Raw genomic sequence first — 23,888 nt, forward strand, 5'->3', positions numbered from 1 at the left:
GGTGTTTTATGGCAATTTCCAAACAACATGAACAATACGAAAACCAATTAGAAATCTTGCTAAAAGAAATGCCTAATTACGTGGTGGAATACGTGGATGCTAAACAGGACATCCGCTCCCCCCTTACGCTCTTTAATTACGTTAGAGATTTCCGTGATTTCTTTAATTGGTTAATATCCGAAGGAATTGCTAAGTGTGAACAAATTATGGATATCCCTCCTGATACACTAGCAGATCTAAGTCTGGATGAAGCAAGAAGTTATTTTAAATTTTTGGCGAGGAAAAAATTTAAGGTATCTCAAATTGATGATGAAACCAAACAAATTGGTGCTAAGACTGTAAATCGGCATAAGTCCTCCCTTCGCTCCTTGTTTAAATACCTGACAATTGAAGCGGAAATAGAAAATAATGAACCCTATTTCCACAGGAATGTTATGCAAAAAATTGAAGTAACCAAAGTAAAGCAGACTTTTAATGAGAGAGCGAAGCAATTAACGGATAAGATTTTTATTGGAGATAAGGATTTAGAGTTCTTAGATTATATTAAGGGTGAATATGAGAGCTCCCTCTCCCCTTCTCAACTGAAGTACTTTAAACGCGATCGAGAACGGAATATTAGTATTCTTTCACTTTTTCTAGGTACCGGAATACGGGTAAATGAATTATCAAACTTAAGGATTAAAGATATCGATTTTACCTCTAAAGAGATTAGTGTTATTCGAAAAGGAAATAAAAAAGATACGGTATCAGTCACCCCTTCTAGCATGCACGACCTACAAAACTATCTTTCCATTAGAAATGAAAGATATAAAGTTCGAAACGGGGATAATGAGTTTGTATATGTTAAATTATACAATAATGAACCTAAACCACTAACTAATCGAGCCATTGAAGATATTGTTTACAAATATACAAAAGCGTTTGATAAAAGGATGTCCCCTCATAAACTGAGACACACATACGCTACCAACCTTGCGGAACAAACAAATGGGGATATTCCATTAATTATGTCGCAACTCGGTCATACTTCTTCAGATGTTTCATTGCTGTACATTAATACAACTAGAGAAAAAGCAAGATTAGCTGCGGAAGCATTAGATAAACGAAGGGAAAAAGAAAAATAGGTGCCAGCGGACGGAAAAGGAGGTTTCCTTAGGTTAACCTACCTTGATCTACTTCTTTAGTGTTTTGTCCTTTGGGACATATGGTAACTAAAAGTGAAATAATCTATTGTACCTTGTACCTTCTTTAAGAAGTTCCAAATTGCCTTGTGGGCAGTTCGAGATTCTCCTCTGCGCGATGCGCCTACGGGGCCTCCATTTAACTGTTTTTCCCTCAGAAGATTGATAGCAAGCTGGAATTCAGTCCGCGATCGCATTTTCAGGGAGTCTCGTTCCTTCTAATACAATAAACATATGAACAAAATCAACAATAAAGATAGGACCCTTGTAAAGAAAAACCTATCCCATTCGAATGAGATAGTCTTTCTTAACGGTTAGCAATTTGTTAGACAAAACTATATGAGAGTTGGTTGTTTTTCTTCAGGTAATGCTAATAAACGTTGCTTGATATCCTCAGGATTGATGATTCGTTGGGCAACCCCTGTTTCCATTGAAGCGTCTGCCACTGCTGCAGCAACATGGCAGCAACCCTAGAGGATTGATCCTTTGATTCACAAGGATTCTGACGGCTTCAACGGCAATGCAATTCAGTATGTAGGCATTAGCAAACATAGACATGGCGGCAACGGGCAGGTCTAAACGAGGAATATCGATCACCGCATCACCAAAATTCACTTTACGATCTACCAATACATCTGTAAGCTCATATAATTTTTTTTACTTGGATGTCTGGCAGGATGGTCCTGTGGTATGTTTTGGGCATGCTCTAAGGAAGTAACAGCAATTGTTCTTCCATCTCGTCGTTTAGCTTCAAGAGGGGCATCAATGGTTCCAGCATTTATAACATAAGCATTAACAATAATTAGCAAATCATCTTCCCGTAAATTGTAATCATCAATCACGGTTTCCCCATATCCAGGGTCCCGTTCAATTGCCATGGAGCAAAGGGCACCGTCGCTAGATACGAACGATGTAAAACGTTTCTCGGTTGTCTGTAACTACGACTTCATCCGGACTCTTATCAACTTGTTCTTAGATAAGGTATCGTAAGGAGCGTCTAATTATATGGAGACATTTACCATATACTCGTTTATGCATAATTATCTCTAACTGCTTTATTTAAAAGGCCTATGCTGCGGTCTAAATCTTCTTTGACTTGCTTCTTATACCGTCTAGCCTCATCCTTATTGGCGATTTCATATACCTTAAGCTCTTGGCGCTTTGACCCCTCTTTTATAATGCGAGACCTTGTGATAATTCCTTCATCCAGGAGTTCGTGTAATCCTTTGTAAACCTCAGAATGGTTGGGCCTATAATTAAAGTGCTTAAATGTTTTATAAAAATCATCCAACATCTCTTGGCCGTATGGTCTCCCCTGCTCGATCCAAGAGAGCAAATACAGCTTCACAAACGCACGCTGCTTGATTAAAAAGTTATCTCGGTTGCGTGACTTTACCTCTTTTTCTTTTATTATATTATCCTTCAAAATAAACCCTCCTTGCTGACCGTTTGGTGGTGTTGCTTGAATTATAAACCAAACGTTGTCCGGGCGTATATATAATAATTAATGTGAATTTAGCACATATTGAAATTAGAAAGTTGTTTTGCAGCCAAGTTGTTCTTGAGCTAATTTCTATTTTGTCACAATTTATCTGTGTATTTATTTAGAATTATTTTCTTAATCTTAAAAAATTAAAAAACATCGTATTCTTACATTCTTCGACCTTTTTTCTCTTTTCTTTTGTTAATCAAACGTTTGTTTAAATTTGTTGTGAATCCTTGCTTATAAGAGACTTTTCCATCCTAGCAAATAAAAAGATTGTCACGCGATATTTGGAGTTTTCTGCTTAATTCTTAAAAATTAGAAAAAAACATCGTATTCTTACATTCTTCGACCTTTTTTCTCTTTTCCTTTGTTAATCAAACGTTTGTTTAGTTTTAGTATGAACCCTTACTTATAAAGGCTTTTCCATTCTTGAAGCAAAAAAATTGTCGAGATTGGGATACGTTTAAATAACCTTTGTGGTTAATACAGATATCTAACTTTCAAATTCTTATTCATACAAATAGATACGATTTATAAGAAAGAGTGTTTTATGTTTGAACTGTTCGGATGTAAATCACGGAGAAGAATAGGAAGAATGCTTATCAGAGAAAAAAATAATCCTAAATGCAATCAGAATGATGGTTGTCTATTTCAATACCTTTTATTAAAGATCACCTCAAGTAAGTATTAAAGTACTCGTTTTGAAATTTATAACTAATAAAATATTCATTTTATTTAACATTAATAAAAAAAGCCTTAGGAGTTACTCCTTAAGGCTAATGGATATTATGTAATTTTTTGTATTTTATTTGAGTAGATACGTTCTATATTTCTGTTTTCGCTTTTGACAAAATAAAATTAACAATATTAATATAGTCGCATGTCTAATTAATAGGTCATCTTAGTATGAGATTCGAATTCTTTTAATTGAGAAGTTGCATCAGTATGTTCAGAATATGGATAGAAGAGACAAGGCGATTTTCTAATTAATCTATTCGGGCGTTCCGGATCTTCTATCACTATAAATTGTGCTTCAAATCCGTTGATGTTTTCAACTGATTTACCGATAACTTGTACAATATAACTCGGTTCATATTTATGGGTTTTCTCTATTCTCAACAACATCCCTATTTCAATTTCATCATAAGTCATCATGTTTACTTCCCCCTTCGTGACTATTATATTACTTTACGCAAAGTCTTAGTATAAACACGCTCCTGGAAATTATTAATATTAATGTCATCTACAATAGATTCAGCCATGCTTTTGCAATTTGATATTTGATATAAATTTCGCTACAAAAATTGACATAATGCTCATAAAAAAACTCCCTATTAGAAAGTTATAACAAAGTTATATATATATAATCCTTTTCCTACATTATTTTCATTTAGATTTATTCTTAATTAAGGCGTCTTTATTTAACTCCTTCTGGTTTGTCCGAATCAACATAGAACCGGTTTTTTTATCATTTTCTATGTTTTGCAGATACTTTACCAGATAACTTTCCGTAATCCGTTCCGGTACATATCCTAAACGGGTCCGTATGATATTTTCCACGACAAACGCCTTTTTTGTGAAATACAAATATTCCCGGCCTGATTCCTTTTCCGCTTCTTTAAAATCATTGCTTTCTTCACAAGCACGTCGAAACACATGCATATAATGATAAACGTCATGGCGGTCTTTCCGGATCAATTTAAGCAAATACAACAACTCAAAGGTGGATAATGTCATGATTTCTGGTGTCGTCATTTCAATCTGAGATGCCATAGCATAATCACGAAATCGAACGTCTAGGCGTTCGTGATTCTCTTTAACAATCCTTGCATCAAGCTTCATACTACAAAAATCACAAAAGTAATAGTCATAATTTATTTTTTCGATTTTGCTTCCGCAATATGGACACGTTTTCAATTCTGTTCCTCTCCTTTGTTCCTGTTTTTTGAATATACTCCCCAAGGGAAAATACATTGCTCCAATTACGTCCAAGTGTAACAGTACGAAAAATTCAGTTTTCCTTTTATTTCTTTTTCTTTTAATCTCTTAATTTTAAAGGATTTAAGCCCAACCTGCATCCTAATATCTCCTTTCCCTCCATTATTATCCACAAAAGTTTTAAGGCGGTGCAGTAACCCTCAAGTAGTCTCGATAACTACTTTTATCAAGAAAAAAAGTATGTTTTATTCCTCCATTCATCTTCACCGGCTGATCTATCAGCCGGTGAAAGGATTTGTTCTTGTCATTTATCGAGGGATTTTTTCCTTTTAGTTTTCGTCTATAGACTGATCCTTTAATTCCCCTAAAATATAACTGCTGCTTTCTGTGCCTGATCAACTGCTTGTAAAATTAATCGACTATCTTTCTACAAAGCTCGTAACCACGAATTGATATATCTTGCGCTATTTTCGATTGTACTATTATCAATTCCAGCCACTCCGCACAACATCGCGGCACCCATTTCTGCGACTAATTACTCTTTTGAATAAATCTCATCCCCAAACGCAACACCTTAAGTTCATAATACCTTGGCGTACAAATCGGCTTTTATGTCCAGTACTGTGCACCATTTCATGCAACAGGGTGCAATAATATTCTTCAGGAATCTGAAAATCATTCATCGGAGTGCAAAAACTGCCTTACCTGAATGAAACGTGTAATCTGGTGCGTTGATATATCCTTTTAAAAATTTCCTCCGCCTTTTCAATAGGATCATGATTAAAGGTTTCGCTGCTTCTTTTAGTTTCTAAGCCTGTACACTGTATATTAATCTCCAAACTCGGTAATAAAAAGGTTTGGCAAAGGTTTTTTTCTCCATTGATTCTTGTGAATTCTTATGATGGGGCGTAATGATGGGTATCAAAGTAAAATGGAGTTTATTGATCTAAATTTTTTTTGTTCCTACAAATCAATTCTCGGCCTAATTAAACATTATGGATCCCAATCCCTTCAACCCTTAGGCTTTCCGCCCGCCACCTAACGGTCTAAGCTTAAAGACTCAAGTCACCTTTAGTCCACCAAGACTCGTATCAAGTGAATGGCTAGTTATTACTCGGAGGCTATATGAAACGACCTATGCTCGTCCGCACACCTGCACACCCAAGAAAAATGCTTCCATTATTGGCAGCTGGATTTTACCCTTGCCACCGTGATTAAATGAACCCAACCCTGACATAGTTTTAAAAATCGTCAATTTTCTACCTCTTACGTTAGTAAACTATCGGCTTTGGTTTGGGCTCATGCTCCTTGAACATCTTTTGGGCCATTAAAAACTCTTAAGTAATAAAGGAAGCTGGCTGCAATTTAATTTTACAGTGGTCATGTAACGCCACTCGAATATGAAATTTTAATCTTATAAAATTAAAAATCATGCTAAATATTGAAATAACTTGCTGTCGAAACTTGAATATTGGTAATCTTTGAAAATGAAAACGTTTTCTGATATGATTAATACAAGCGGATGACATAAGTGGCCATCATTGTATACAGCGAAGATGGGCCAGTACATTCAAATAAATTTACTTTAATAACGAGCAAAATCCATAGAAGTGTCCTATTAATAAAGGGGAGAGAAAATTGAAAAAAAGTGAAATTCTGTTCAGCGAATTTGTTAAGGAAGAAAGATTTACACTTAATGAGTATCTTATTAGTTTATTCAGTCGATTTAGAGAAAACTTTCCTATACAAAGCACGACAGAACAGCAAGAAAATGGAATAAAAAACTAATAGAAGCTCCTTCATTAGGGAGAGCATATATTATTAAAACAGGCATAGCGGTGTTATGCCTGTTTTCTGTGTATTTGCAATTAACAAATGCTGTTTATGTTTATAACAGTATCTTTAATGAATTTAAAAAGTAAAAAAATGCAAGTAGTTTATAAAAATGATCTAAACCCGAAAAGCTGGACTAAAATATTAGGATGCTTGCTTGGTGGTAAGAAGCCTGTACTTTACAGGGCTCTTTCCACCGAGCTTTTCTTTAATCCGATAGTTATTGTAGTAAATTATCCAATCTGATGCAGCCTGAGCTACCTCCTCATAAGATTGATATTCATGGGAATAAACTGTTTCACATTTCAATAGGTGGAAGTAACTTTCCATTGCTGAGTTATGCAGACAAGTGGCTTTGCGTGACATACTTTGAAAACACGATGTTTTTTAAGCTCTTTGACCCAGCTATGGTGTTGAAATTGAAATCCTTGATCCGAATGAACAGTTGTCCGGTAAGGAAGTTCAAGAATTGCTTCCAAGGCTTCATATAACGGTTTAAAGGCAGATTCCACAGTAAGATGTAGACGAATGTTAAAGGCAAGGATCTCACAGTAGTAAAAAGGGGTATACTGGTTCAAGATAACAGCGGTGCTCAGTGGATTTATCTCCCCAGCGTAATTCTGTAACATCTACTGTAAGCTTTTGATAAGATCTATCTGTTTTAAGCCGACGATTCAGCCGATTAGGTACAAATTTCCCAACTTTCCCCTTATAAGAGTTGTATTTACTTTTTTTCTTTGTAAATGCCTGTAAGTGGTGCTCCTGCATAACACGTTGTACTTCTTTTGTGGTTAACCTTCCATCCACGATTTTTTAATTCTTGTGTTACGCGACGAACCATAAGCTGGGTTATCGGTATGGTGCTGATAACAAAATCCGTGGAGCATTTATTGGTTTCACCGGGAGGTTATACTTTTATCAATAGTTTAAGTGAGGGACCCTTACAAATACCAATAAGCAACTATGTAAAACTTATTAAGTTATTTATATTTATCACTATGTGACAAGCATTATTCACAGCTTCATCATATTAAAATTTCACAAACCATGCGATATCTACTTAGCTCACTCGGTTTAGCAAGTATACGTACCCGACAAGCGGAAAGGAAAGAAAGAACTTTATTTGGAAATACAATTCACTTTATGAACGATAAGATAGATTCTTCCATCAGGCTTTCGGAGCTTGCAAAGTTGGCCGGATTATCCATCCAACATTTGACTCATCTAAAAAGCATGAAACAGGCTTTCCTCCAATTGATTATTTCCTACGCATGAAAATCCAACGCGCTGGCCAATTACTCGATTTGACGGATTATACAATAATGGAAATATCAAGTTCACTGGGTATAGATGATTCTTACTACTTCTTTAGACTATTTAAAAGGATCAACGGCTAACTAAATACAACAAAACCTTCCAATTACAATCATCGGAAGGTTATTTGGCATGGACTTTTTTAGAATATCATGAGTCTAATAAACTTTTTATTGAAAAATGTTGACAAACTATTTGCTGGTTTAGTTGCATAACCATCGATAAAGTTAAGGGGGAAAACCCAATATATGTTAAAATAACTACAATCGCTGGGGGATGTTATTATGTCACCATTCCTTTTTGTCTTAATATTAATCTTTGTTGGTATTGTCCTTATTAAGTTCTATAACAAGTTAACTCACCAAAAATTACTTTTATAATCGTGTTTGTAACGATATGTATAATCTACTGCTTACCCTATATTTTTATGTTGATTTAAAGCGTAAATTTAGCTAAATTAGTAATGCTTCTTCAACTTCTCCTTTAGTATAATTGAAATTCCTCACAATCTACTTTGATTAGTTTTCTAATTCACCCTGATCTCTTTAATAATATTGCCGTATGGAAAAGAATGCCTTCCTTCGTTAGACCACTCTATTTCAAACACAAAAAGGCTCTAGGGATTATTCCTTAGAGCCAAATTTTTTAGAACTATCAAACTTATTTAACAGCTTCTTTTAATTCCTTGCCTGGTTTAAAAGCTGGAACTTTAGAAGCTGAAATCTGAATTTCTTCACCAGTTTGTGGGTTACGACCTGTTCGAGCTGCACGCTCACGCACTTCAAATGTGCCAAATCCAATCAACTGGATTTTCTCTTCTTTAGCAAGAGTATTAGAGATGGTTTCAAATAATGCATCGACCGCATTTGCAGCATCTTTCTTTGTTAATTCTGTTTGGGTTACAACAGCATTCACTAATTCTGTTTTATTCATAATCAAACACCTCTTCTTTTTATTTTTAAATTATGTAGGGATAAAAACATAACATACGTTCTACATGTTTGTCACTTAATTAAATTAGATAAAGGAAAAGGGAATTATCGCTTTTTCAGTAAGATTAATGCAAGTTTTGGCTATATTACTAAATAAGATGTATTTTTTCCATTCACTAAAATTTAAAAAGCACTTGCTCCCCAGCAGACGGTCTTTCTCATGGAAACTCTCCATTATGTCACGTGGGATTACATCTTGCTGAAGCAAGTTCAGGCGAATGGAAAAGTCAGATTTTCACTTCAAAACGTTGAAGCGCAACACTGCGTTGATTTCTCTACCTAGCAACCATGAGCCTTAAAACATTATTTAGCTTGGTTTTCTTTTCTTATTAATTATCGACCAATTGTTGATATTTAACACATGCCTGATTTACTTCATACAGTTTCAAAAAATGGAGTATATTTTCATGGCGAAATGAATTGATGTATCAACATCAAAACACCAGTTAAAACTTTTTGAAATCGTAACAGGATTTTAAAAACTTCCCCAATTGCAGTTGGAAAAATTGTGTCACCAACACCTACAGGAACATACACGTTTATTAACAAGAATCCTATTTCTGGTAAACCATTTTGAGTGCTTTGGACTGGATGTTCCAGACCTCATTACGGTATACATGGAACAAATAATCTATCTTCTATAGGTAAGAATATCTATCTATATGATGACCACTTTTTTCTGGCTTTTGTAATAATAGTTCATGAACTGTTCAAAGGGAATATCCCGTAACGCAAATAGATTATTAGGTAAATAATCAGTGGGTGGTTTAACTAACGATCCATACCTTTTTGTCGCTTATTCTTCTTGTTTTTATGTTGTTGTTCAAATTCATCTTCCCTCCATTTGCGATCAGCTTCACGAATGGCACTTTCAAGGATTGAAAAGAAATCGGAGCCATCCGGTAGGAGGTAACTTTGATAATTATTGGCATGAGGTGCATTGGTGTTATCAGTTTCAAACTGTGATTCTTCCACTTTATCAAATGATTTAATATCGAATACACAATTAAGTTGATCCATTCTTTCAAATCCAATTTCATCAGAAAACTTTCTACATTCATGATAAAACATATTCATGTAGGATTCATTATCCAATTGAAAATCAGGATAGTTATTTATCAAAAACTCTCTGTGTTGATTTTGAACAGTAGAATTCTCATCTCTATTATTCATGCTATACAAAGAAAAAATTATTTTTTGCTGATCTTCTTTTGAATATTTTCTTGGTGGAGTTGAAAAATCTTCTGTCATGATGCTTTTTCCATAATACTCTTTAGCCATAACAAAATATTCTTTTTGTTCTAGATTCAAATAATGACGGCCTTCCCAATGAGGATACATTTCTTCAAGTTGATGATCGTAAAGGCGCCCCATTAACTCCAAGGATTTTTCCATGTTATTTTTTTGATTTAATAACAATCGCATTCTATTTAAAACTTCGTCAGAAACATTTCTGATTGTTGATTCATCCGAAAAGTTAATACCATTAGTAATTCTCAATTGTCTAAACTCATCTTCTGAACTTTTCATTTTCTTGTGAAGAGCCAAAATAAAATAGGAACGATTATTTAATAAACCCTGAAGATTTCTTTCAATTTGCTTTTTCTCAAGTTCCCTCAGCACGGTTTCAATTTCGTTGTTGCTTACCATTTTATTTTGAGAAACAGTTACTTCAACAAGTTCAATTTTTTGATCTTTAGATAATTCCTCTTTATTTAAATTAGGATAATATTGATCTAAAAATCGATTCGCTTCTTTTTCTAAAATTTCTTCTGCCCGGTATATCAGCTCTATTTCTTTATCAATTCGATTTAATTTTTTATATTTACCAATTGAATCTTGATGAAACTCAAGTCGAGATTGCCATTTTTCTAATTGTATTTTTCGAATGTTAATATTTTCAAAGTTTACAAACATTCTTAAGGACTTTGCAGATTCACTTAATTGTTTTTTCTCTAAAGGAGTAAATCGACGCACAAACTTTTCTGTTCTTTCTTTTCTTTGTTTTTCTCTCCTAGCCTCTCCAAGTTCAATGACTGTTTTGTTGTATATTCTACGGTCAGAATTAATTTTTATTCTATCTGATTCTTTGCCTTCACGTTGCATCTGCCTTGCAACAAATCCCTCATGAATTGTTGGTAGTGTTTCTAACCCTCTATCTTTATTTGATAAATGTGTGATTCTTTCAGCTAATCCATTCTTCTCTAGAAAATGATTGGCATACTGAGCCCATTGTTCTCTCCAATACATGAGTTTTTCTTTTGTATTCCAATCTGTTAAATGGACAGCTTTCACTTGTTGCTTTCCATCAATTAATTCTTTCACTTTCAATTGTTTATTTCCCCATGATCCATTCTCGTTGAATGGACGGATCGTTAACATTACATGAAAGTGAGGATTTTCTTCATCATCACGATGGATCGATAAATCGGCCACCATCCCATCATTTACAAAAATGTCAGTACAAAATTGGATGGCTAATTGCTCTTGTTCCACATGAGATAATTCTTTTGGTAACGCTACATTGATTTCACGGGCCAGTTGAGCGTTCCATTGTTTTTCTTTTTTCTCGACTTCATTCCATAACTGTTGACGATTATAAACCCACTGAGGTGCATGACTAGGCGCAAGAATATGTGTAATCGGTTTCACTTTTCTTTTATAATACTTTTCCTCATTCGTTCTTTCATCTATCAATCTATCACCAGAACGATAGGCTGCAGCTGCAATCGTATTTTGTTGTTTTTTTCTTGAAATGATCTGATTGGAGAAATGATAGATGGCCATAGTAATCATCACCTCAAATTATTAATCACATGAGCATAGCGAATTTTCCAGACGCTTCACGAACTTGTCGCCTTCGAAGAAGGAGACAACGCACGATACCATGAATATGGTATATAAGTGCGCTCTTATCTCCCTTATTGGGACCATTATATCATTTCCCATCATTTGGTTCAAATGCTATAATATAGTAAACTATCTAAAAAGAGGTGCTAAAATGCCAAAACAAAATATAACGAATAAAATAACTGACATCGAAGAGCAAATCAAAAAATTAAAAGAAAAACAAAAACGAATACTTATCAATTCCCAAAGGGAAATTGGTAAGTACTTAATGGATAATTGGAGAATTCAAGATGTTAGTGAAGCCAAAATATTAATTGATTTATTTAAAGACCAAGTAAAGGTTTATTACGAGGTTGCTTCCTCTAACGAAGAGCCAGAAACAGATGAAACGAACAATTAAACCTTTGGGTGATAAAATGTCAAATGATGAGTTACATAAACTTGAGAACAAAATAAAAGCTTTGGAGCAAAAAAAGAAAGCCTTAGAATATAAAATCTCTAATGAAGATCGCCGGGAAAGAACAAGAAGGTTGATTCAAAAAGGAGCACTTTTCGAACAATACATGGAAAATGAAAAGGACTCTCTCACAGACACTGAAGATTTGTTAAAGGTTTTAGCTGATTTTAAAAATAGAAATACCGATTATATTTTAAGACAAATTCAAAAAATGAAGGAAGATCGAGAAGCGTATTAATTGAATCTCTATAGTTGTTAGTACGCTTTTCTTCTTTTACTACTCCCTTTTATTCTTGATTAATATCATCTATTAATAGAGATTAATCTGATAGGTTTAATTTTATTAAGCATTTGATTGGTTTATCATTATCTTTTTAGACGTATTTCATTTATTAAATATGAATTACGTCTAGCAAAATATTTTGATCTATAATCTAATTTTTTAAAAAGCGTTTAAATTTATGAATTCACTTAAATTATACGGAGATTTCTGATGCTTTCTGTAATTCATTGATGATATTTAAATAACCTTCTCCATCAACAGTAATTATAATCATGATGTTAGGTGATCAAATATTAAACATTAACTAATATCGGTTGTCTTTGTTTGATAAGAATCCTACCACTTTTCCCGGTCAATTGCACACTTATCTCCCTATTTACTAATACCCCACTTTTTTCATTGAAAGTGAAGATGAATTGATGTATTAAATAGGTTCAAAATTTGATGGAGTTTTTCAATTATAATTGTGTTGTTTGGAACAAAAAAAGCACCCCTTAGGATACTTCGAATTACATAAAATTTTCATTCTCCAGGTTGTCCTATATCTCTCCCTCTTTTCTTCATTAACCTCATTTTCCTATCAAATAGAACTTTTAAGGTGAAATGTAATGACGAGCCTCCATAAAGACAACTCAAGGGTGAAGCCACATAAAACCTTATAAAGAACTATTAAAATTATATAAAAGTATAAATTTACACATAAAAACTCTTAATTTACAAAAGGCAAAAAAAGAAAAAAACTGAACTAGTCGGAGCAATAGAGAACATACAAAACTCAAGTACATGATTTAATAAAATAGGTATATCGACTTCCATATGTTTTTAATGGAACATTACCCCTTTTCATTGACTTTTGTTTCCTTCCGCTGTCTCCGAATAATCATAGGACCTGTTTTTTTGCCGTTTTTGATGTTTTGCAGATACCTTACAAGATAACTTTCCGTAATCCTTTCAGGTACATACCCTAAACGGGTCCGAATAATATTTTCTACCACAAATGCTTTTTTTGTGTAATACATATAATCACGGCCTGTTTCTTTTTCCACCTCTATATATTCTGTAATTCCTTCCTTCCCTGCCTGGTGAAAAACGTTCATAAGATGGTACATATTATTTCGTTCTTTTCGGATCATTTTCAGCAAATTCAACAGCTCAAAGGTAGAGAATTTCATCATTTCAGGTGTGGTCTTATCAATAAAGCCATCTAATGCAAAATCACGAAATCGAACGTATAACCTTTCGTGATTTTCTTTCACAATCCTGATATCAATATTCATGCAACAAAAATCACAATAGTAATACTGATGATCTATTCTTTCGGCATGACTGCCGCAATATGGACAAGTTTTCAATTCCAATCCTCTCCTTGATCCTGTTTTTTTGAACTCTCTACTCAATCGGGAAATCCCCTTCCCTATTCCTGATACGAATAGGTGCATCAGGGAAAATATTGGTTGATTTTTCTCTATCTTTAATTCTTTAAATCTCATACTCTTAAAGGTTTTCAGCTCAGCATATGTCCAACAAACATCACCTTCTTCCTCGAATCATCTATGAAGGGTTTTAGTTTGCTGTGGCAACCATCCAGCAAACTTTATGCCTGCTTTCATCAAGAAAAAAACCAATGTTTAATTCCACCATCCGAGAGCATCACCGGCTACAATATAGCCTGTGTTGTTCTCTTATATTATTAAAATGAAAAGTACTCTAGGTATCTGGATTCTTATTACTTGTATCAAACAACTTCAATCACTTCCGTATGGATATTTCGACGAATAGTTCACATTCTTGAAACGATTTAATTTATAATGATCTTCAATATTAAAGTCTTTAGAAACCATTTTTTTTGCTTGTTCTTCGTTTTTGGCGCACGAAAAATGATATCCTTGGAAGCCTTTTGCAAAAAACAAGCTGAAAAACCTTCATATTTTTTCATTCCTTTTGTTAGTGTAATAAGATTTTAGATTTATCCTTTCACCGGCTGCAGATCAGCCGGTGAAAGGTGGGATTTTGATTTAATGAGTGAGTATTTCCTTTTAGTTTTCGTCTTCTGACTTTCCCTTGGTGTCCCCTAAAATATAATCGGCTGCTTTCTGTGCTTGAGCAGCTGCTTGTAAAACCAATCGACTTTCTTTTTTTAGAGCTCTCAGCCATGAATCGATATAGCTAGCGCTATTCTCGATAGTGCTGTTATCAATTCCGGCCATACCACACAACATTGCCGCACCCATCTCAGCGACTAACTCTTCTTTAGAATAAACCTCATCCCCGAATGCAACACCTTGTGTCGTGATGCCTGGACGAGCTAAACGGTTTTGATGTCCGGTAGAATGCACCATTTCATGAAAAAGGGTGCAATAATGTTCCTCCGGAACCTTAAAATCTTTGATAGGGGGACAATTAATTTTATCCCATGTCGGGTAATAGACTGCCTTACCCGAATTAAATGTGTAGTCTGGTGCGTTGATATATCCTTTAAAAATTCCCTCGGCTTTTTCGATAGGGTTATGGTCAAAAGTTTCAATCCTTCTTTTACTTTCTAAGCCGGTACACTGTCTATTTATCTCCCAAACTCGATAATAGAAAGGCTTGGCAAAAGTCTTTTTCTCCCCTGTTTCCTCGTCTTCCTTCTCTTTCCAAAGCCAATAGACAATGACATGGGAATTTTTTAATTCCTCTTTTTTAATTCTTCCACCCGCTTCTAAAATTTGTTTTTTGGAAGCATATTCCCCTGGATCCACCAGAAAAACATTGATTCCCCGGTATGGTTTCTGTGTTTTCCAGTTAACCGCATTGGAATTGGTCCATGGCTGGCGCCATGGTACGACGCCCTTTTCTAATTTTTCGATGATTTTTTCCGTAATGATTTCATAAACGCCTTTTGTCATTTTGCTTTTCCTCCTTTGATTTTTAATGGGTTTAGATGTTTGCTTTTAATTTTTCTTTTTCCTTTTGACTTGCGAAGCGAGTGAGTTCCCCAAAGGGGGATGATTTTTCCCCTTTTGCAAGTAGAACGAAAAACACGCATAGGCAATGGGTCAAGGGTGCTCTTGGCACAAAAAGTTTTTTGCTGTTGCGATAGTGCCCTTAAGCAAAAAACTTTTTTGCCCCTTGACCGATTGACTAGCCTTCTTAGCTTCCAGCCGGTGAGGTTCGGGTGTCCTGCCGGCTGGAAGGTTAGAAGACTTGCGCTGTTTTACGATTCGGAAGGCAAAAGGAAAAATCAACAATAAAAGCAGCCGTTCCGGCTGCTCTCCTTTTGTCTTTTATTCTCTTGATCTTTTAATCTTTTGATTTTCCGAACTTCGGCTCGTTCGGTATGGCGGCGTCAGCCGTAAAGGGAACAGGAACCTACGGAATGTAGGCGTGAGCCGTACAGACCGTGGTTATCGGTCCATTTAATACCGAAGCGACACGTACGGAATGACAGAAAGGGTGCTTTTTCCTTTCTGATCAGTCCGTAGTGCTGCCGCCCAAAGTCTTCGGTTTACTGTTTACCTAAGATGATAAATTTCTTATTTCTGATGAAAAAACACAGCCTTAAGGCTGCACGATTGGAAAAGGCTGTAGAGGGACAAAGTGATATCAAAGGTTTTTGTAACATACTCCCTAAATTACGGGAACAAACGTTTCTAAAGTATGTAGAAGAGGGGGAAATAATGAATAAAGTTCATTAAATTCATGGTATGAGGCAATGGAATGGCCTTCATGCCGGAATCCATAAAAATGTTGAAGGATCTTTAGGAGGATCCTCATAAAACTCCAAGACCTAATCTTGATGAAACGAAATGTATTTGGCAATTAAAAATGCTATAAACGGCAGTATAATCACATACCCCAGCAGAAGAAATTGATATGTAAAATTTATGTAAATCCATTCTTATTTTGTCCTTTTATGTGTTATGATTTGGAAAAATTATGAATATGGGGTGGGTTAAATTTCTATTAAATCCGTTTTATTTCAAAATTTGATTTTAGTCATTGGTATTCATTGTATTTATAAGTACAATGAACTTATGAGATATGAACGGTACATATCTCTGGAAAGAAACGGACTTTTGGTGAATGGTAATAGTTTGGTTGACATTAAGTTTTTAGGGATACGTTTGTTTGATATTGATATTACCAACATTTTTATTGCTGCTTATATTTTCCGCACATTAGGAATATTGTTTGTAATGGTTTCAGCAGGAATATTAGTTAGAAAACTATTAATTAGTAAAGTATTAAATAGAAAATCTATTAAAAAAATCACTGAGGCTTAATCAGTGATTTTTTTATTGAACTAATTTCCCCGTTTGTTGAAGAAGGAAAAGGCTGTCTTCACAAAGCTATCTTTTCAGACTATATCCTTTCAGGAATGCTGCCCAGTTAGTCGAATAAGAGCGTCAATATAGATAAAAATTTTCTCCAAATTGTGAAAATTGTCGAACGGTTACTGAGTACACTTTGTCTTCCATATTGTACAATTAGGACAAGGTTTAGGTTTCCAAAATCTGGAGGTTTTTTATGAGGAAAATGAAAGTATTGATTCTGACGGTTGTGTTTCTTTTGACTATGGCTCTGCCAGCAATGGCGCAAAGCAATTCCTCTTTAAACAAAAGCTCTTTTAAAGGTGCTTCATTCTACGGTTCAGAGGGTACTGTCGATACCTATGTAGACCTTTCTACTAACTTTGAAGAAAAGGATTCTTACATCCTCTATTTCCAAACCTACGATAATGAAAAAGAAGAATACTATTATGGCAGCGCTGTAGTACCAGCAACTAATGTGATTTTTGATGTTAACAAAGGTACGGCCAAGGTTAATACGATAGTAGATGTAAATAAAGTTGATTTTATTTGCGATGAAGAAGGAAATTGCACTGGCGATGAAACTCCTGCTGGTAGTAAGTCTATCAATCTTACCTGGGCATTCAATCCAAAGAGTTATTCTACCTCAAAATACTCTGAGAAAAATGTACAGATCGATTTCGACCAGTACATCAAGCTTTCTAAGGGTACATTCAAAGATTATAATAATGTCTCGGTCTCCGGAATCGTAGATGGTAAGAGAACCGATAGTTTTGAGAATTCCAGTGCAAGTGTATCCACTGGTTCTTCTTTCGCAATAATTAAGTAAACAATCCGCTAAAAAAATAAAAAAGACCTAAACCCTTTGAAAATGCCATAAAAGGCCGGTTAGTCATTAACCGACCTTTTATTTTGTCAATAGGCTCATAAATTCGATCCCTTGTTTTACCTGACCGGGTGCAAAAGTTAAAAATGGCCCCCTTAGTTCAACAAAAAAAGGGTTGTTACTACCCCCATTGTACAGGTATTGCATCAGTAAGCTTAAGAACAATAATTTTTAAGGAGAGACTTATATGTGCTTTTATTAGAGCCTAGTTTGGAAAACTAGTCTTATTTCTAACGGCATCCATAGTACTAAATAGAATGTTTTCTAACTATTACAGTAGTTCACTTTCTATATAAATAATTTCTCCAGAAAATACTCCGATATTGTCAAATACTACATGTCTATACAATATTTTTACCATTATTTTCATTTCTTCACTGCTTGCTGCTATTATTACAGCTTGCTCTTCAAGGGCATTACCTTACATGGTTACAATAAATCTTTTTCTCTTTTGTTTTTGAAATAATTTCATAATTCACCTCAAAATGAAAATATACTAAAAGTATATACCGCCTGCTTTACCAGACTAATAAATCAAAAACTTTCGTAAATTAATGACAACAATAGATGATAAAATTTTCATTAGGTTTAGGTAAAAGATCATTATTGCATACATAATGAAAATGGAAATTTAATCTGTACTGTTTAGTTACTTTATTAATGAAATCAAATTTTATTTATTATATGATTTATTACAGGGAGTGGCTGTAATGATGAATAAAAAACAGATTTCTGATACTTTTTATTATATAGAAACAAAGGACAAGTCCGATCGAGTGATAAGAACAGTTGTATTCAGATTAGAAAATAACTTTTATAAAGCATTTTCTTCTTATTTTCCAAATGGTAATGAAAAAATAGTAGGGTTTGCTTCAAGTAATGATGATAATAGTGCTATTTCGCTAGCGATAAAAGATTTAGAGAAAGAATTGAATTTAGAGAAATACAAAGAGTCCCTACGCATTAACCGTATCTGCGCTCAGAATACTCTATTAGAGCCTCTGCGTAAGGTCTGCCATTAAGGACACCGAATGCAATCTTTTCTGGAAGTGGTACCATAAGACCGTTTATACTCATTAATAGAATGTTCTCAACCCAACCGTAAAGGTCCATAGGTAAAATATACGCTACTGCGTTATCACCTTCTTTTACAGTAGCTAATGGCGTTCTTCCTCCCCAGTGCATACCTACAGTAAGTACCTCGTATATTACTCTGCTTGCATGCTGTGAAGTTGCGATAGGTAATTCTTTATGCTTGTTAATATCCTTGTAAATGTACGCTCCTGCAATATTTACGATATACTTTTCCATTGGAGACCGCCTTTATATGTCTTAACGATATATATATTTTAAACAATTCGGCAGCTATCCTATTTTTATTACGGTTTAAAATAAATTTATGTCGTTCCAGTTGTGCCCTTTTGTATATACAATCCCTTATGTCAAAATAAAAAAGGAATTAGATGTTCAATCATCTAATTCCTTTCTCTCTTCTTGTCTTCTAAAAATTCCCTAAATTCTTCTTTCGTTATACTTGACTTCATTGCTTCCTTTACTAATTCAATCCACTCTTCAGGAAGAGGATTCTTATCAAAATCTTCTTTTGTTGAAATGACTATCCTCCTTTTTACTCAATATTACCAAAATTTAATAAGTTAGCTAAAACTAAAAGGAGGACAACAATACGGGTTAAATAGCAAATAAGCACTCGATTTGAGCCAAGAGCTCGACCAATACATAAAATATATGTCAATAATGCTGCCCAAAAGGAGATCTAATTAAAAATCTGACACTTCAGTTTCATACTTCTTCTTTTACTAAACTGCCAAATTCGTTGTAGAAGAACTTCTTTAGTAATAATGATGATTTAATGGAATACATAGCTTGTTCGGCTCCAAATCTAATTATTGTTCTTTCTAATTCCATACCTATTCTCTCCAAGAGCTTACAAGAAGACTTATTTGCAGTTCGTGTTTCAGCAACTACTTTTGAAAGATTTAGTTCATTTAAAGCAAAATTAATTAACACTTGAACCACTTCAGTTGCATAACCTTTCCCCCACCAAAAAGGTCGAAATTGATATGAATTTTCGAGGTAAGCGCCTTCGTGGTGAGGGTCAAGAGAAACTAAACCAATAAAATTATCTGTTTGTTTTTCTCTAACAACCCAATAAAAAGAGTCATCACTTGAAATAAGCATTTCGTCTAATACATCTTTTATCGAATCTTCCTGACGTATGCCACCAAGAAACTTTCTTACTTCTTGATTTACATATAATTTTTTTACATCAACATAATCCAAATTATGGAAGATATTAACAAAACATCTTTCTGTTTCAAATAAATAAATCCCTCTCCTTTAATGCCTAAATTATGGCATACACCCCTCACGTAATCTATTGCTATATATTTGTCCTTCTGGAACTAAACTGCCAGTTCAATAAGAAAAAACATTACCGATGTTCCAGTAATGCACCCTGTTGAATAAGAAAAGAACATTAAAGAATAGTTATTACTTGTTATTTTCAAGTGTGAAATTTTCTACTTTTCCGTTCCATTTGACTTCAATATTCATTATATCTGAACTTGTGGTTGATTCTTTTATTGGTGGATTTCATTTTCTTTGAATGAACCATTTTTTTGTAATTCAATACACCCCATACCACAAGAATAATTTGGCGCTTTAATTTAAACTCAAGTTTTTTTGCAGCCTTACTATCTTTTCCTTTATACTTTAATTCGAAATTTTTCATTTCACTTTCACCATTCTGGTTTCTAAATCTATTTTAGCTATCCAGTTTTCACTTTCCCCAATAAAATTAATGGTTCTTTTGTTTGCTGACATGCCACAAGGATAACTACCAATAGACTAAAAGAAACCGTAATAATTTCCTCATTTCATTCCCTCCGTAGTCACCTCAATTTTACCATATTTGTCCAATAGAAGAATAACTTTTATTTAACTAGACTCCCTTTAATACAATAAGCCCTGCTTGATAATTATGCATAAATATAAGCATCTATATAGATTTCCCTTAAGTAATAATTCAAAATGATTAATATACATACTGCCAAAACCTACATCATTTAATTGCCAGGAACAACGAAAATAGAAGAGATAGAATGACTATTATGGAAATTTACATTATCTCGCTAGAATAGGAGGAATTTATTTGCATTTTATAGAAATACTTGGGAGAAAAGTCATTAAACGAGGGGGATTTGAATGGATTTTTCGGTTCTTATTTTAGGGTTGCAATGTTTCTTGTTCGTAATGGGCGGATGCTTGATTTTTTTCATCCTAGTGTTACTTTTCTCCAATAAATTCACAAGGAGTACATTAGATCAAATGGAAAATGAAGATAATGAATATAAAATAATGAATATAACGGTGAACAGTTTTTAGTGTTTCCGCTAGTTAAATCATTTAGCCCTTCTAGCAAAATGTAAACATTAGACACTTAGTTGAGAAGGGCTGTTATATGGTTGAGTGCAAACCAAACAGGATTAACCACAAGGATAATCCTTCCCAGCGTTTCCCATTTCATATCTTAAATTTTTAGAGAATAAACGGTGTCGTAATAGACATCCGAAAAATCGAAGTATTACCTATTCACAATAAAAAACTGGATATCGCTGTAATCGTTCCAGTGCGTATGATTAATATGGATTTCCTTCACCATTTTTCACCTATTTAACGCATGTAAGTATTTTATTATAAGGACAATCTACATCTGCCCCTTGTATTGGCCCCACCTACGCCAGATACGCTGACGGCCACGCATGCCATCCAACCCATTATCAATTATAACGGAAAACGCTTACATTTTCAAATTTTAATTGAATTTTCAGAAATAAACTTATAGTTTTATATTTGTTGTTATTTTATGAATAAGTGGGCAAAGTCCAACCTCTGTCCCCCCAGGTCAAACACTTTTACATCACAAAGGGATCCATTTATTTAAAATTAGTATAAATGACGTTTGCTTTCACATCATGCACAATCAAAACCTTGTAATTCTTATGTGCCACCACAGTTCTATTACCTTCAAATTTAAAATGAGTCTTATTTTCTGTTATATTTACAATGACTGAATTTTCATTTACCTTCTGAACAATCCCTTTGATTGCTATCTTAAAAAGAATACAATCTCCCATTTCAGCTATTTCTTTTGCCTTGAACATCATTTTCCCCTCCACAGGGAAGTACAGTTAGTGCCCTTTCCTTCCTAGATGGCTTTCCTTATGAACTCTATTCCTTCTTCGCTTGATGTATGTTGATTTGTAATTTTTTCTTAATTAAAGTTAAAAGGGGCAACTTTCTTTCCTCCATTTCAGTTCTTTTTCATATTTAAACCCGTATAAATATTGATTAAAAAGATAATAGCCTGCCTCCTCAAGAACGATAAATAGAGAAAAAACAATAATCCAAATCCACATGTATTAACCCCCTTTCAGAAAATACCTCCTATTGCAACCATCAAAGATAAAGCATCCATTATGATGTTAAGATTCTATTTAACTAACTTTTATTAGTATTTTAACAAAATTATGAATATTAGGATAGATAACTAGTAATTTTTATTTTGTATTACGAAATATTTTTAAGTCATGTGTGGATTATCTCGTCTTTTTACTTTTTATCCTGTTAATTCCTATCCTGCCAAATAGTAAACCGCTTGGAAATCCTTAGAATATCCAAGAACTTCACCTATTCATTCACACTAAAGATAGAAAAATAGCTTGGAAATCCAAGCTACAAACGTTAACAACTTCACCTTAATCCTCTTTCAATCGTTCCTTCTCCTGTTCACAAAACTTTTGAACTGTTGATTTACTCCAATAAGGGATACCTGCAAGTTTAACATCCGCTTTTGGCAATTTACCTCGAGTATAATACACATTTAATTTTCGTCTATCATAATTTAGCCCATGCTCCGATAAAAAATCAGCAAACTGCTTCTGATTAAAATAATCAGCAGGTGTTTCTTGGAGAATGGAGTGGGTCGGTTTTTGAATTAAATACGTATCCTCTCTAAAGAACTGACTCATTATTTCTAACGCAAATTCAAGCCATTCATTCTCTAAATGGTGATATATTAATCCGATATTAAAGCTTTCCTTTTCGGGTGCTTCAAAGAACCAGGCTAATTTTAAAAATACAGCTTCAACGTCTGTTAATCCTTTCATGGCTTCTTCCATCAATAAGATGTTCTCATAAGCTTTTAATTTACCTTTAAATTTCGGGAACTTTTCAACGATTCGTTTAGTGGAGCGCTTCACCCAATCTCCTCCTGTTGACTTAGTCAACACAATCATAAAATAAAATATTGACTTAGTCAACATCAAAACAGTGAATATATTGTTTTTTAAGCGGCGTTCATGCCCAGCATGATGAAACCGTCTTAATGGGTATCCATGCCCTAAATAAGAGGAAACCATACAAAATATAAAAAACAAAAAAGAGAATTCCTTCTCCTTTGAAGCTACATTTTACCTTCTGCTTTCATGCTGAAATAACTCAGCATTGGCATTACATAATCATTGGAAAGCACGAAATAGAATGACATGTACCGCTAAACAGCAAACAGACTTACATGCAGTATTTTCGCAGGTGGAAACCGCTAGAACCCGACACGTACCAACTAAAAAGGGCTCTCGTTTCCTTCTTTTTAGTCCTTAGTTCTTCATTTTTTGTAACTTTTTAGGTTGTTTTGTCATATGTATTCCAATTGTGTAAAATTTTTCGCATAATAATAATTGCGTAGAAAATCGATTTTATCGAATTTAACAGTTAAAGAAAAATAGGGGATTGGATGATGGTTAGCGAGATCGAGAAATTAGACGACCGAATCAATCAATTAAGAGAAGAATTGATTCAAATTGCAATAGCAACGGGCTTGAAGTTTGTGAAGTTTTTTAAGCGCTCTTCTTAAAAAAGTTCACAAAGTTTGCGAAGCGTTAGCGTAGCACCCTTGACTGCCCTTATGAGCAAACGATTAAAATAAAGAGAACAAAGAAGGAGATTACTAGGGCCCGAGCGTATAATGCGATCCAACGGGCTCCGTTGGCTGGGTTTGGGCGAGGAGCCCAAGGTCTTAACATGTCTATGTCATTTGCCCCTACAAACCTGTACTAAATATCAGGCAGGCAAATGGTTTATCAACACTCTCTTATTTGTTAGAAATATGTTAAATTCAAGTTAAACACTACCTTAACAATTCATTCATACTTTGTTCATTACTTGGTGCTAAGATATCTTTACTCCCATTCTTGGATGATCCGGCATAGCCGGATAATTAAGCTTTGCTGAAACATAAGGGCGACGAATATGTCTATAATATGTTTACAGTTGTTAGCCAATGGGGAAGATAATC

The 23,888-nt window shown here is 34.3% G+C and carries 25 protein-coding genes and 2 pseudogenes; 9 read left to right on the forward strand and 18 right to left on the reverse strand.

From position 1 onward, the window contains the following. Positions 1-8 precede the first annotated feature (8 nt). Positions 9-1,124, forward strand: coding sequence for a tyrosine recombinase XerS (gene xerS, locus ACZ9EE_RS00855; RefSeq protein ID WP_476024794.1), 1,116 nt, complete (start codon positions 9-11; stop codon positions 1,122-1,124). 680 nt (positions 1,125-1,804) lie between these two features. Here the strand turns inward: xerS and ACZ9EE_RS00860 are convergent. The 6 genes and pseudogenes from ACZ9EE_RS00860 to ACZ9EE_RS00885 all read right to left on the reverse strand — a co-directional run. After that, positions 1,805-2,065: pseudogene (locus ACZ9EE_RS00860) on the reverse strand (SIS domain-containing protein); the annotation flags it as partial. Between the two features lie 146 nt (positions 2,066-2,211). Next, the gene (locus ACZ9EE_RS00865; protein ID WP_476024795.1) at positions 2,212-2,607 is read right to left on the reverse strand and encodes a helix-turn-helix transcriptional regulator; all 396 of its coding nucleotides are present in this window, start codon (positions 2,605-2,607) and stop codon (positions 2,212-2,214) included. 948 nt (positions 2,608-3,555) lie between these two features. Continuing rightward, on the reverse strand, positions 3,556-3,822 hold the full coding sequence (locus ACZ9EE_RS00870) for a hypothetical protein (RefSeq protein WP_476024796.1): 267 nt from the start codon (positions 3,820-3,822) through the stop codon (positions 3,556-3,558). 231 nt (positions 3,823-4,053) lie between these two features. Then, positions 4,054-4,584: a hypothetical protein gene (locus ACZ9EE_RS00875; protein WP_476024797.1), complete on the reverse strand. Its 531-nt coding sequence runs from the start codon at positions 4,582-4,584 to the stop codon at positions 4,054-4,056. 448 nt (positions 4,585-5,032) lie between these two features. After that, a complete protein-coding gene (locus ACZ9EE_RS00880; RefSeq protein ID WP_476024798.1) occupies positions 5,033-5,128 on the reverse strand; it encodes a hypothetical protein in 96 nt (31 codons plus the stop codon). A gap of 31 nt (positions 5,129-5,159) precedes the next feature. Next, positions 5,160-5,288 (reverse strand): zincin-like metallopeptidase domain-containing protein, encoded by a 129-nt coding sequence (locus ACZ9EE_RS00885; RefSeq protein ID WP_476024799.1) that lies wholly within the window; start codon positions 5,286-5,288, stop codon positions 5,160-5,162. A 955-nt stretch (positions 5,289-6,243) separates the two neighbouring features. Between ACZ9EE_RS00885 and ACZ9EE_RS00890 the strand changes: the two genes are divergently transcribed. Continuing rightward, the gene (locus ACZ9EE_RS00890) at positions 6,244-6,393 is read left to right on the forward strand and encodes a hypothetical protein (protein WP_476024800.1); all 150 of its coding nucleotides are present in this window, start codon (positions 6,244-6,246) and stop codon (positions 6,391-6,393) included. A gap of 189 nt (positions 6,394-6,582) precedes the next feature. On the opposite strand, the gene ACZ9EE_RS00895 is transcribed toward ACZ9EE_RS00890, so the two are convergent. Together ACZ9EE_RS00895 and ACZ9EE_RS00900 are read right to left on the reverse strand one after the other, a co-directional pair. Further along, complete coding sequence (locus ACZ9EE_RS00895; protein WP_476024801.1) at positions 6,583-6,804, reverse strand: IS3 family transposase; 222 nt, start codon at positions 6,802-6,804, stop codon at positions 6,583-6,585. A gap of 180 nt (positions 6,805-6,984) precedes the next feature. Continuing rightward, positions 6,985-7,245: a hypothetical protein gene (locus ACZ9EE_RS00900; RefSeq protein WP_476024802.1), complete on the reverse strand. Its 261-nt coding sequence runs from the start codon at positions 7,243-7,245 to the stop codon at positions 6,985-6,987. A 336-nt stretch (positions 7,246-7,581) separates the two neighbouring features. Between ACZ9EE_RS00900 and ACZ9EE_RS00905 the strand changes: the two genes are divergently transcribed. After that, positions 7,582-7,713 (forward strand): hypothetical protein, encoded by a 132-nt coding sequence (locus ACZ9EE_RS00905; RefSeq protein WP_476024803.1) that lies wholly within the window; start codon positions 7,582-7,584, stop codon positions 7,711-7,713. A gap of 699 nt (positions 7,714-8,412) precedes the next feature. Here ACZ9EE_RS00905 and ACZ9EE_RS00910 read toward each other — a convergent pair. Continuing rightward, on the reverse strand, positions 8,413-8,685 hold the full coding sequence (locus ACZ9EE_RS00910) for an HU family DNA-binding protein (protein ID WP_026568621.1): 273 nt from the start codon (positions 8,683-8,685) through the stop codon (positions 8,413-8,415). 478 nt (positions 8,686-9,163) lie between these two features. On the opposite strand from ACZ9EE_RS00910, the pseudogene ACZ9EE_RS00915 reads away from it, so the two are divergent. Beyond that, positions 9,164-9,399, forward strand: a pseudogene (locus ACZ9EE_RS00915) (L,D-transpeptidase); the annotation flags it as partial. Between the two features lie 116 nt (positions 9,400-9,515). Here the strand turns inward: ACZ9EE_RS00915 and mobQ are convergent. Beyond that, positions 9,516-11,531 (reverse strand): MobQ family relaxase, encoded by a 2,016-nt coding sequence (mobQ, locus tag ACZ9EE_RS00920; RefSeq protein WP_476024804.1) that lies wholly within the window; start codon positions 11,529-11,531, stop codon positions 9,516-9,518. Between the two features lie 214 nt (positions 11,532-11,745). Here mobQ and ACZ9EE_RS00925 point away from each other — a divergent pair, with 214 nt between their 5' ends. Both ACZ9EE_RS00925 and ACZ9EE_RS00930 read left to right on the forward strand, forming a co-directional pair. Beyond that, complete coding sequence (locus ACZ9EE_RS00925; RefSeq protein ID WP_476024805.1) at positions 11,746-11,994, forward strand: hypothetical protein; 249 nt, start codon at positions 11,746-11,748, stop codon at positions 11,992-11,994. Continuing rightward, positions 11,978-12,289 (forward strand): DUF3847 domain-containing protein, encoded by a 312-nt coding sequence (locus tag ACZ9EE_RS00930; RefSeq protein WP_476024806.1) that lies wholly within the window; start codon positions 11,978-11,980, stop codon positions 12,287-12,289. The genes ACZ9EE_RS00925 and ACZ9EE_RS00930 overlap by 17 nt, the downstream gene beginning before the upstream one ends. A gap of 878 nt (positions 12,290-13,167) precedes the next feature. Here ACZ9EE_RS00930 and ACZ9EE_RS00935 read toward each other — a convergent pair. Both ACZ9EE_RS00935 and ACZ9EE_RS00940 read right to left on the reverse strand, forming a co-directional pair. Next, positions 13,168-13,731, reverse strand: a complete 564-nt coding sequence (locus ACZ9EE_RS00935) for a hypothetical protein (protein WP_476024807.1) — start codon at positions 13,729-13,731, stop codon at positions 13,168-13,170. 639 nt (positions 13,732-14,370) lie between these two features. After that, positions 14,371-15,222: an ArdC family protein gene (locus ACZ9EE_RS00940; protein ID WP_476024808.1), complete on the reverse strand. Its 852-nt coding sequence runs from the start codon at positions 15,220-15,222 to the stop codon at positions 14,371-14,373. A 1,128-nt stretch (positions 15,223-16,350) separates the two neighbouring features. Between ACZ9EE_RS00940 and ACZ9EE_RS00945 the strand changes: the two genes are divergently transcribed. The 3 genes from ACZ9EE_RS00945 (at position 16,351) to ACZ9EE_RS00955 (ending at position 18,534) form a co-directional block, all read left to right on the forward strand. Beyond that, complete coding sequence (locus tag ACZ9EE_RS00945) at positions 16,351-16,599, forward strand: hypothetical protein (RefSeq protein WP_476024809.1); 249 nt, start codon at positions 16,351-16,353, stop codon at positions 16,597-16,599. A gap of 244 nt (positions 16,600-16,843) precedes the next feature. Next, complete coding sequence (locus ACZ9EE_RS00950) at positions 16,844-17,455, forward strand: hypothetical protein (RefSeq protein WP_476024810.1); 612 nt, start codon at positions 16,844-16,846, stop codon at positions 17,453-17,455. Positions 17,456-18,222: 767 nt separating this feature from the next. Next, complete coding sequence (locus ACZ9EE_RS00955) at positions 18,223-18,534, forward strand: hypothetical protein (protein WP_476024811.1); 312 nt, start codon at positions 18,223-18,225, stop codon at positions 18,532-18,534. Here the strand turns inward: ACZ9EE_RS00955 and ACZ9EE_RS00960 are convergent. From ACZ9EE_RS00960 to ACZ9EE_RS00985, 6 genes are all read right to left on the reverse strand, one after another. Next, positions 18,476-18,823, reverse strand: a complete 348-nt coding sequence (locus ACZ9EE_RS00960) for a hypothetical protein (RefSeq protein WP_476024812.1) — start codon at positions 18,821-18,823, stop codon at positions 18,476-18,478. The two genes, ACZ9EE_RS00955 and ACZ9EE_RS00960, sit on opposite strands and share 59 nt — an antisense overlap. Positions 18,824-18,987: 164 nt before the next feature. Beyond that, a complete protein-coding gene (locus tag ACZ9EE_RS00965; protein ID WP_476025047.1) occupies positions 18,988-19,131 on the reverse strand; it encodes an anti-repressor SinI family protein in 144 nt (47 codons plus the stop codon). Positions 19,132-19,312: 181 nt separating this feature from the next. Beyond that, positions 19,313-19,813 carry a GNAT family N-acetyltransferase gene (locus ACZ9EE_RS00970; protein ID WP_476024813.1) on the reverse strand — a complete coding sequence of 167 codons (501 nt, stop codon included), beginning with the start codon at positions 19,811-19,813 and terminating at the stop codon, positions 19,313-19,315. Positions 19,814-21,468: 1,655 nt separating this feature from the next. Next, the gene (locus ACZ9EE_RS00975; RefSeq protein WP_476024814.1) at positions 21,469-21,699 is read right to left on the reverse strand and encodes a DUF2187 family protein; all 231 of its coding nucleotides are present in this window, start codon (positions 21,697-21,699) and stop codon (positions 21,469-21,471) included. A gap of 117 nt (positions 21,700-21,816) precedes the next feature. Further along, positions 21,817-21,951, reverse strand: coding sequence for a hypothetical protein (locus tag ACZ9EE_RS00980; protein ID WP_476024815.1), 135 nt, complete (start codon positions 21,949-21,951; stop codon positions 21,817-21,819). 339 nt (positions 21,952-22,290) lie between these two features. Further along, entirely contained in the window at positions 22,291-22,794 is a 504-nt protein-coding gene (locus ACZ9EE_RS00985) for a hypothetical protein (RefSeq protein ID WP_476024816.1), read from the reverse strand. Positions 22,795-23,888: the final 1,094 nt, after the last annotated feature.

This window comes from Bacillus sp. URHA0034 (genome assembly GCF_056280405.1).

Excerpts from the sequence above, each read along its gene's own strand:
- xerS (WP_476024794.1), top strand. The coding sequence starts at position 9 with ATGGCAATTTCCAAACAACATGAACAATACGAAAACCAATTAGAAATC.
- ACZ9EE_RS00870 (WP_476024796.1), bottom strand. The coding sequence starts at position 3,822 with ATGATGACTTATGATGAAATTGAAATAGGGATGTTGTTGAGAATAGAG.
- ACZ9EE_RS00880 (WP_476024798.1), bottom strand. The coding sequence starts at position 5,128 with ATGGGTGCCGCGATGTTGTGCGGAGTGGCTGGAATTGATAATAGTACA.
- ACZ9EE_RS00885 (WP_476024799.1), bottom strand. The coding sequence starts at position 5,288 with ATGAATGATTTTCAGATTCCTGAAGAATATTATTGCACCCTGTTGCAT.
- ACZ9EE_RS00895 (WP_476024801.1), bottom strand. The coding sequence starts at position 6,804 with ATGTCACGCAAAGCCACTTGTCTGCATAACTCAGCAATGGAAAGTTAC.
- ACZ9EE_RS00905 (WP_476024803.1), top strand. The coding sequence starts at position 7,582 with ATGAACGATAAGATAGATTCTTCCATCAGGCTTTCGGAGCTTGCAAAG.
- ACZ9EE_RS00910 (WP_026568621.1), bottom strand. The coding sequence starts at position 8,685 with ATGAATAAAACAGAATTAGTGAATGCTGTTGTAACCCAAACAGAATTA.
- mobQ (WP_476024804.1), bottom strand. The coding sequence starts at position 11,531 with ATGGCCATCTATCATTTCTCCAATCAGATCATTTCAAGAAAAAAACAA.
- ACZ9EE_RS00925 (WP_476024805.1), top strand. The coding sequence starts at position 11,746 with ATGCCAAAACAAAATATAACGAATAAAATAACTGACATCGAAGAGCAA.
- ACZ9EE_RS00930 (WP_476024806.1), top strand. The coding sequence starts at position 11,978 with ATGAAACGAACAATTAAACCTTTGGGTGATAAAATGTCAAATGATGAG.
- ACZ9EE_RS00940 (WP_476024808.1), bottom strand. The coding sequence starts at position 15,222 with ATGACAAAAGGCGTTTATGAAATCATTACGGAAAAAATCATCGAAAAA.
- ACZ9EE_RS00945 (WP_476024809.1), top strand. The coding sequence starts at position 16,351 with ATGAGATATGAACGGTACATATCTCTGGAAAGAAACGGACTTTTGGTG.
- ACZ9EE_RS00950 (WP_476024810.1), top strand. The coding sequence starts at position 16,844 with ATGAGGAAAATGAAAGTATTGATTCTGACGGTTGTGTTTCTTTTGACT.
- ACZ9EE_RS00955 (WP_476024811.1), top strand. The coding sequence starts at position 18,223 with ATGATGAATAAAAAACAGATTTCTGATACTTTTTATTATATAGAAACA.
- ACZ9EE_RS00960 (WP_476024812.1), bottom strand. The coding sequence starts at position 18,823 with ATGGAAAAGTATATCGTAAATATTGCAGGAGCGTACATTTACAAGGAT.
- ACZ9EE_RS00975 (WP_476024814.1), bottom strand. The coding sequence starts at position 21,699 with ATGATGTTCAAGGCAAAAGAAATAGCTGAAATGGGAGATTGTATTCTT.
- ACZ9EE_RS00980 (WP_476024815.1), bottom strand. The coding sequence starts at position 21,951 with ATGTGGATTTGGATTATTGTTTTTTCTCTATTTATCGTTCTTGAGGAG.